Origin of the sequence: Mycobacterium sp. 1245852.3, assembly GCF_001669335.1 — a bacterium.
Lineage (GTDB): Bacteria > Actinomycetota > Actinomycetes > Mycobacteriales > Mycobacteriaceae > Mycobacterium > Mycobacterium europaeum_A.
In genome coordinates this window covers 21,490-29,422 of the sequence record NZ_LZLL01000016.1, presented here as the reverse complement: position 1 = coordinate 29,422, position 7,933 = coordinate 21,490, and the positions used below count along the sequence as shown (strand labels likewise).

Genomic DNA, 7,933 nt, shown 5'->3' with positions numbered 1-7,933 from the left:
GGCACTGGTTCGGCACCGACCTGCAGGGCCACGACATCTACGCACGCACCGTCTACGGGGCGCGCGCCTCGGTGACGGTCGGGCTGGGCGCGACGCTGCTGGTCTTCGTCGTCGGCGGCGCGCTGGGTGCGCTGGCCGGTTTCTACGGCGGCTGGATCGACGCAGTGGTCTCCCGCCTCACCGATGTCTTCTTCGGCCTGCCGCTGTTGCTGGCCGCCATCGTCCTCATGCAGGTGTTGCACCACCGCACGGTGTGGACGGTGATCGCCATCCTCGCGTTGTTCGGCTGGCCGCAGGTGGCCAGGATCGCCCGCGGTGCGGTGCTGGCGGTGCGGGGCAGCGACTACGTGCTCGCCGCTAAAGCGTTGGGAATGAGCAGGTTTCAGATCCTGCTGCGGCACGCGCTGCCCAACGCGCTGGGGCCGGTGATCGCGGTGGCCACGATTGCCCTGGGCCTGTTCATCGTCACCGAGGCGACGCTGTCCTACCTCGGCGTCGGATTGCCGCCGTCGGTGGTGTCGTGGGGTGGCGACATCAACCTCGCTCAGACCCGGCTGCGGGCCGGCTCACCCATCCTGTTCTACCCCGCCGGCGCGCTGGCCATGACCGTGCTGGCATTCATGATGATGGGCGACGCGCTGCGCGACGCGCTCGATCCGGCCTCGAGGGCGTGGCGGGCGTGACCGCCGGCGACGATGTAGAGCGCGGCGATGAGGCGGGGGCACCTCCCGCTTGCGGGGGAGAGCGGCGCAAAGTGAGCGGCGCGGCGTCCCCGCTGCTGTCGGTCGAGGGCCTGGAGGTCAGGTTCGGTGAGCACGCCGCGGTGTGCGGGTTGGATCTGCGCGTGCTGCCCGGCCAGACCGTCGCGGTGGTCGGCGAATCGGGATCGGGCAAATCCACCACCGCCGCCGCGATTCTCGGGCTGCTACCGCCGGGAGGCCGAATCACGGGCGGGCGCATCATGTTCGACGGCGTCGACATCTCGACCGCCGATCGCCGAGCGCTGCGCTCGATCAGGGGGCGGCACATCGGCTATATCCCGCAAGACCCGATGACCAACCTCAACCCGGTGTGGAAGGTCGGGTTCCAGATCCGGGAAGCCCTGCGCGCCAACACGAGCGATCGGGGGACGCGGGGGCGGGCGGTGGAATTGCTCGCCGCGGCGGGCATGCCGGATCCGGCCCGGCAGGCGGCCCGCTACCCGCATCAGCTGTCCGGCGGCATGTGTCAACGCGCGCTGATCGCAATCGGGCTGGCGGGCCGGCCGCGGCTGCTGATCGCCGACGAGCCGACGTCCGCGCTCGACGTCACGGTGCAGCGCCAGGTCCTCGACCATCTGCAACGGCTCACCGCCGAACTCGGTACCGCGCTGCTGCTGATCACCCACGATCTGGCGCTGGCCGCCGAACGGGCCGAGCACGTGGTCGTCGTCCACCGCGGGATCGTGGTGGAATCCGGTGCCGCACAGTCCATTCTGCGCGCGCCGCAACACGAGTACACCCGGCGGCTGGTGGCGGCGGCCCCGTCGCTGACGCGCCGGAGCCGGCCGGCCTCCACCCCGACCGAGGACATCCTCGTCGCCTCGGATCTCACCAAGGTCTACCGGGAGTCACACGGGGCGCCGTGGCGGCGCAGCGAATTCCGTGCGGTCGACGCGGTGTCGTTTCGGCTGCGCCGCGCGAGCACGCTGGCCATCGCCGGTGAATCGGGCTCGGGGAAATCGACGCTGGCCCGCATGGTGCTGGGCCTGCTCCAATCCACCTCGGGCACCGTCGATTTCGACGGCACCCGGATCGACGACGCGATGCCCCGGGATCGGCAGCTGGCCTTCCGCCGCCGCGTGCAGCCGGTGTTTCAAAACCCTTACAGCAGCCTGGATCCCATGTACTCGGTGTTTCGCGCGATCGAGGAACCGCTGCGCCTCCACCGCGTCGGCGACCGCAGGCAGCGCGCCCAGGCGGTGCACCACCTCGTCGACCAGGTGGCGCTGCCGTCGTCGGTGCTGGATCGGTTGCCCCGTGAGCTGTCGGGTGGCCAACGGCAACGGGTGGCCATCGCCCGGGCGCTGGCGCTGCGGCCCGACGTGCTGGTGTGCGACGAGGCGGTGTCGGCGCTCGACGTGTTGGTGCAGGCGCAGATACTCGACCTGCTGGCCGAGCTGCAGGCCGAACTGGGGCTGGCCTATCTGTTCATCAGCCATGACCTGGCGGTGATCCGGCAGATCGCCGACGACGTCCTGGTGATGCGGGCGGGCCGCGTGGTGGAGCAGGCGCCCACCGAGGAACTGTTCACCGACCCCAAGCACGAATACACCCAGCAGTTGCTCGATGCCATCCCGCGGCTGCGGTGAATCCGGCGGGGATAGGTTGTGAGGTTGTGACAGCAGATCCGCTGGCCCCCCTGATGGACCTGCCCGGCGTCGCCGAGGCCAGTGACCGCGCCCGCGAAGCGTTGGGCCGTGCCCACCGGCACCGCGCCAACCTGCGCGGTTGGCCGGTGACCGCCGCCGAGGCGGCGCTGCGGGCCGCGCGCGCGTCGTCGGTGTTGGACGGCGGCCCCGTCCGGCTGGAGGACCTCGCCGACGCGGGGCAGATCAGCGACCCGGTGTTCGCGGGGGCGCTTCGGGTGGCCCAGGCGCTCGAGGGTGGCGAAGGGCCCGTCGTCGCCATCTGGCGGCGGGCACCGCTGCAGGCGCTGGCCCGCCTGCACGTGCTGGCCGCGGCCGAGCAGGTCGACGACGAGCGGCTGGGCCGCCCGCGCACCGATGCCGGGGTGGGGCCGCGACTGGAGTTGTTGGCCGAGTTGGTGAACGGGCGCACCCAGGTGCCGGCGCCGGTGCTGGCCGCGGTCGCCCACGGCGAGCTGCTGACGCTGAAGCCGTTCGGCAGCTCCGACGGTGTGGTGGCCCGCGCGGTGTCGAGGTTGGTGACCATCGCCAGCGGGCTGGACCCGCACGGGCTGGGCGTGCCCGAGGTCAGCTGGATGCGACAGCCCGCCGCGTATCGCGACGCCGCGCAAGGATTCGCCGACGGCACGCCCGAGGGGGTGGGGGCGTGGCTGGTGCTGTGCTGCCGGGCGATGAAAGCCGGTGCGCAGGAGGCGGTGTCGATCGCCGACGCGATGTCGAACAAGTAGCTGAACCGGTTGCCGACGCCGGGAAAACGGGCACAAAAAGGTAGAGCGGGCGACGTTCCGAATGTTCGGTCCGCCGCCCGCTAGCACGGGGCTCGGTTACCAAGCGTGCATCTCGGGGCTGCGTGGGTTGGCCTCGGCGATCTCGCGACGCTTATGGTTGCAACCCCACCCAAAGGGCCGTCGATACCTTCCGCATTTTCGCAATTTCGCAGGCCCGCAACACTTCTGCCATCTTCGCGGCTATGACTCCGCGTGGGTGCCGAGCACCGTGCTGGGCGCCCGGGTCGGGAGAACGAACCTTCTCTTCCGGCTCGACCTTGGCCTTACCGGGCTTCCGTGGTTCCTTTGTACTACTAGACCCCTAGCACAGCAAGGCCCAATTGCGAAGGAAATCCCATGGCGACAGGCGCACGTTTGCTGGGTCGCTAAAACGCGCTAAAAGGCGTAGCGGCGCAACAACGAATACGTCACCGCGCCGGCGGCCAGCGCGCTGATGCCCACCGCGGCCGTCGTGGCGATAGCGGCACCGGAGGGCGCGGGGATGCGGTCACGCAACGACACCGGCCGGGAGAACGAGATCACCGGCCAACCGCGCTCCACGGCCTCCCTGCGCAACCCGCGGTCGGGATTGACCACGCTGGGATGGCCGACGGCCTCGAGCATCGGCAGGTCGGTGATCGAGTCGGAATAGGCGTAGCAGTGCTCCAGCGGGTAGCCCTCGCGCGCGGCCAGCTCGCGGATCGCCTGGACCTTGCCCTCGCCGTAGCAGTAGAACGCGATCTCGCCGGTGTACCGACCGTCCTCGACGACCATCCGGGTCGCCATCGCGTGGGTGGCGCCGAGCGCGCGGGCGATGGGCGCGACGATTTCTTCCCCGGAGGCCGACACCACCACGACGTCGCGCCCGCACAACTTGTGGGCCGCGATCAGGTCGGCGGCTTCGGCGAAGACCAACGGAGTCACGATGTCGTGCAGCGTTTCATTGACGATCGACTTGACCTGTTCGACGTCCCAGCCGGTGCACATATTGGTCATGTGGGCGCGCATCCGATCCATCTGGTCATGATCAGCACCGGAGAGCAGATAGATGAACTGCGCGTAGCTCGACTTGAGCACGGCGCGGCGGTTGAGCAGGCCCTGGTTGAAAAACGGTTTGCTGAACGCCAGGGTGCTGGACTTGGCGATGATCGTCTTGTCCAGGTCGAAGAAGGCCGCCGTGCGGGCATGAGAAGCGGTGGTTGACGCCGATTGATCCGAGGCCGACTGCTCCGCGGTGGGGTCGAAGACGGTCACGGAACCAGCATAGGTCGGTGGTCCGGCAAGGCCGCCATCCCGCACCGGAAATGGCCGCTCAGGGGGTTCGGGACGCGGGCGAAGCGGTGTTTACGCGGCTCAAGCTGGTTTTCCAGAAAATGATCTCTTGCGTTACTCTGGCTTGTCATGTGTATAGTAAGCATTACTCGGCCTTGAGCCGAGGGTGTATCAGCCCGACCCCCCGGGGCTGATGCACGACGACCCTCGCCTCCTCCCCCCCTGGCGGGGGTCGTCCCTTTTCTACGGTCAGTTTTCTCGCTTCGCGGCGTCGGGCTCGGCTCTACGTGCGTTGCGGGAAAGCGCGTGCGTCGTCGCTGGCGGCATGGCCCCGCGACGCGTTTGTGCACACTCGCGTCTCTATCCACAAATCCCCGTTTGGGACTGTTGTGCCAAGGTCACGGCCCCGCACAGTGGTCGGATGACCAGCGTCTCCGGAGCGGCCGATTCGGCGGGAGTGTTGGCGGTACTGGCCGACCCCGACCTGCGCGCCGAGTTGGATCGGGTGGCCGCGGCCGCCGGCGTTCGCGTGGTGCACGCCGGCGACGCGTCTCCGGTCAGCCGCAAGACGTGGGCCGCGGCCGCGGCCGTCGTGCTGGACGCGGGGGCGGCCGCTCGCTGCGGGCGATGGGCGCTGCCGCGTCGCGATTACGTGACGGTGCTGACCCCGGCCGAACCCGACACGGCGACGTGGGCGGCCGCCGTCGAGGTCGGGGCCGCGCACGTGTTGCGGCTGCCCGGGCAGGAAGCGGAGTTGATCGGCGCGCTGGCCGACGCCGCCGAATCCATGCGCGACGACGGGTCGCGTGGCCACGCGGTCGCCGTGATCGGCGGCTGCGGTGGGGCGGGCGCCTCCTCGCTGGCGGTCGCCCTGGCCCGGACCGCCGGCGATGCGCTGCTGGTGGACCTCGACCCGTGGGGTGGCGGCCTCGATTTGTTGCTGGGCAGCGAGACCACTCCGGGGTTGCGCTGGCCGGACCTCGCGTTGCAGGGCGGGCGGCTCACCTGGTCGGCGGTGCGTGATGCGCTGCCACGCCACCGCGGAGTCAGCGTGCTGTCGGGCACTCGCCGCGGCTACGAGCTGGAGGCCGCGCCGGTGCACGCCGTCGTCGACGCCGGCCGGCGTGGGTCGGTCAGCGTCATCTGCGACCTTCCCCGTCGTCTCAGCGACGCGACCCAAGCGGCGCTGAGCGCGGCCGACCTGGTGGTCGTCGTGACCCGCTGTGACGTGCGCGCGTGCGCGGCGACCGGGGCGCTGGCCCCGGTGCTGGCGTCCGTCAACCCCAACGTCGGCCTGGTGGTGCGGGGCCCGTCGCCGGGAGGACTGCGGGCGGCCGAGATCGCCGATCTCGCCGGGCTGCCGTTGCTGGCCGCGGTCAAAGCGCAGCCGCAACTCGCCGAACAGGCCGACCGCGGTGGCCTGCGGCTGGGGCGACGCTCACCGCTCGCCGCGGCGGCCGGCCAGGTGCTCGGCGTGCTGCCGGCGGCCGGCGTGCCGAAGGGCAAGGCGGCGTGAGCGGTTCGCTGATCGACCGCGTCCGTGAGCGGCTGGCCGGCGAGCCCGGCCCGCTCGGGCCGGCGGTGGTGGCCGCGGCCATCCGGGCCGAGTCCGGCGGGATGCTCGGAGACACCGAAGTGTTGGCCAATCTGCGGGTGTTGCAGACCGAGCTCACCGGTGCCGGCATCCTCGATCCGCTGCTCTGCGCCGACGGGACGACCGACGTCCTGGTCACCGCCCCGGATGCGGTGTGGGTTGACGACGGCACTGGTCTGCGGCGCACCGAGATTCGCTTCCCCGACGAGGCGGCGGTGCGGCGGTTGGCGCAGCGGCTGGCGCTGGCCGCCGGCCGCCGCCTGGACGACGCGCAGCCCTGGGTGGACGGCGAATTGACCGGCGTCGGCGCCGGCGGGTTCGCGGTGCGGCTGCACGCCGTGCTGCCGCCGGTGGCGGCCGGGGGCACCTGCATTTCGCTGCGTGTCCTGCGGCCGGCCAGCCAGGATTTGGCGGCCCTGATTGCCGCCGGGGCGATCGAGCCGCCGGCGGCCGCGCTGGTCACCGACATCATCGACGCCCGGCTGGCGTTCCTGGTCAGCGGTGGCACCGGCGCCGGCAAGACGACACTGCTCGCCGCGATGCTGGGCGCGGTGTCGCCGGCCGAACGGATCGTCTGCGTCGAGGACGCCTCGGAGCTCGCGCCGCGGCACCCCCATCTGGTGAAGCTGGTCGCACGCTGCGCCAACATCGAAGGCGTCGGCGAGGTTCCGGTTCGCCAGCTGGTCCGGCAGGCGCTGCGGATGCGGCCCGACCGCATCGTGGTCGGCGAGGTCAGGGGTGCCGAAGTGGTGGACCTGCTGGCCGCGCTGAACACCGGCCATGACGGCGGCGCGGGCACCGTGCACGCCAATAAGCCCGGCGAGGTTCCCGCCCGACTCGAGGCATTGGGCGCGCTCGGCGGCCTGGACCGGGCCGCGCTGCACAGCCAGCTCGCCGCCGCCGTGCAGGTGCTGCTGCACGTCGAGCGCGGCCCCGCCGGCCGGCGGCGACTCGGCGAAATCGCTGCGCTGCAACAAGATCAGGGCCAGGTGCGGGCGGTCACCGTCTGGCATGCGGACCGGGGCATGACCGATGCCGCCCCCCAGCTGCAGCGCCTGGTGCGCAGCCGGATGCCGGCATGAACGGCCCAGCCGCGGGTGCGCTGCTGCTGTCGCTGGCGCTCGTCGTCGCCGGGCCCTCGCCGCGACGGCGGCTGTCGACGTCCCGGCACCGGCGGCTCCCGGCGGCCGGGCTTCGTGCGGCGGGCTGCGCCGCCGCGGGTATCGGCTGCGCCGTCGCCATCGCGCTGCCGCCGACCACCGTGCTGTGCAGCGCGGTCGTCGGGGCGACCGCGCTGCTGCGGTATCGGCGCCGCCGGCGCATCCGGCGCGCGACGGCCGAGGGCCGCGCGCTGCAGACCGCGCTCGAGGTGCTCGTCGGTGAATTGCGGGCCGGCTCGCATCCGGTGCGTGCGTTCCGCGTCGCCGCCGACGACACCGCCGGCGCGGTTGCGGTGTCGCTGCGGTCGGTGGCGGCGCGGGCCCGCCTGGGCGCCGACGTCGCGGCCGGTCTGGTCGTGGCGGGCCGCGCCTCGGCGCTGCCCGGGCATTGGGAGCGGCTCGCACTGTGCTGGCGGTTGGCCAGCGACAACGGGTTGGGCATCGCCACCCTGATGCGCGCCGCTCAACGCGATATCGCTGAGCGGCAACGGTTCTCGGACCGGGTGACCTCGAGCATGGCCGGTGCCCGCGCGACCGCGGCGATACTGGCCGCGCTGCCCGCGCTCGGCGTGCTGTTGGGCCAGCTGATCGGGGCCGAGCCGCTGGGCTTCCTGCTGGGCGGGCGCGCGGGCGGCTGGTTGTTGCTCATCGGCTCGACGCTGGCCTGCGTGGGTCTGCTGTGGTCGGACCGCATCGCCGATCGGGTGGCGTCGTGAACCGATCGGGTGGCGGC

Annotated in this window: 7 protein-coding genes; 6 read left to right on the top strand and 1 reads right to left on the bottom strand. The window is 71.8% G+C overall.

Going from position 1 to position 7,933, the window contains the following annotated elements:
• From A9W96_RS00670 to A9W96_RS00660, 3 genes are all read left to right on the top strand, one after another.
• Positions 1-683, top strand: a 683-nt coding sequence (locus tag A9W96_RS00670; RefSeq protein WP_067137335.1) for an ABC transporter permease, incomplete at its 5' end; no start/stop codon positions are given.
• A 71-nt stretch (positions 684-754) separates the two neighbouring features.
• Positions 755-2,350: an ABC transporter ATP-binding protein gene (locus A9W96_RS00665; protein ID WP_067137346.1), complete on the top strand. Its 1,596-nt coding sequence runs from the start codon at positions 755-757 to the stop codon at positions 2,348-2,350.
• A 26-nt stretch (positions 2,351-2,376) separates the two neighbouring features.
• Complete coding sequence (locus A9W96_RS00660; protein WP_066867614.1) at positions 2,377-3,135, top strand: oxidoreductase; 759 nt, start codon at positions 2,377-2,379, stop codon at positions 3,133-3,135.
• A 435-nt stretch (positions 3,136-3,570) separates the two neighbouring features.
• Here A9W96_RS00660 and A9W96_RS00655 read toward each other — a convergent pair whose 3' ends face one another.
• On the bottom strand, positions 3,571-4,428 hold the full coding sequence (locus A9W96_RS00655) for an HAD-IB family hydrolase (protein WP_066867610.1): 858 nt from the start codon (positions 4,426-4,428) through the stop codon (positions 3,571-3,573).
• A gap of 439 nt (positions 4,429-4,867) precedes the next feature.
• On the opposite strand from A9W96_RS00655, the gene ssd reads away from it, so the two are divergent.
• The 3 genes from ssd to A9W96_RS00640 are packed head-to-tail and all read left to right on the top strand — an operon-like array spanning position 4,868 to position 7,916.
• On the top strand, positions 4,868-5,962 hold the full coding sequence (gene ssd, locus A9W96_RS00650) for a septum site-determining protein Ssd (RefSeq protein WP_067137333.1): 1,095 nt from the start codon (positions 4,868-4,870) through the stop codon (positions 5,960-5,962).
• A complete protein-coding gene (locus tag A9W96_RS00645; RefSeq protein WP_067137331.1) occupies positions 5,959-7,122 on the top strand; it encodes a TadA family conjugal transfer-associated ATPase in 1,164 nt (387 codons plus the stop codon). Before ssd ends, A9W96_RS00645 begins: the two co-directional genes overlap by 4 nt.
• The gene (locus A9W96_RS00640) at positions 7,119-7,916 is read left to right on the top strand and encodes a type II secretion system F family protein (protein ID WP_067137329.1); all 798 of its coding nucleotides are present in this window, start codon (positions 7,119-7,121) and stop codon (positions 7,914-7,916) included. Before A9W96_RS00645 ends, A9W96_RS00640 begins: the two co-directional genes overlap by 4 nt.
• Positions 7,917-7,933 lie beyond the last annotated feature (17 nt).

Bases quoted from the DNA above. Each gene is read 5' to 3' on its own strand.
- ssd (WP_067137333.1), top strand. From the start codon at position 4,868: ATGACCAGCGTCTCCGGAGCGGCCGATTCGGCGGGAGTGTTGGCGGTA.
- A9W96_RS00640 (WP_067137329.1), top strand. From the start codon at position 7,119: ATGAACGGCCCAGCCGCGGGTGCGCTGCTGCTGTCGCTGGCGCTCGTC.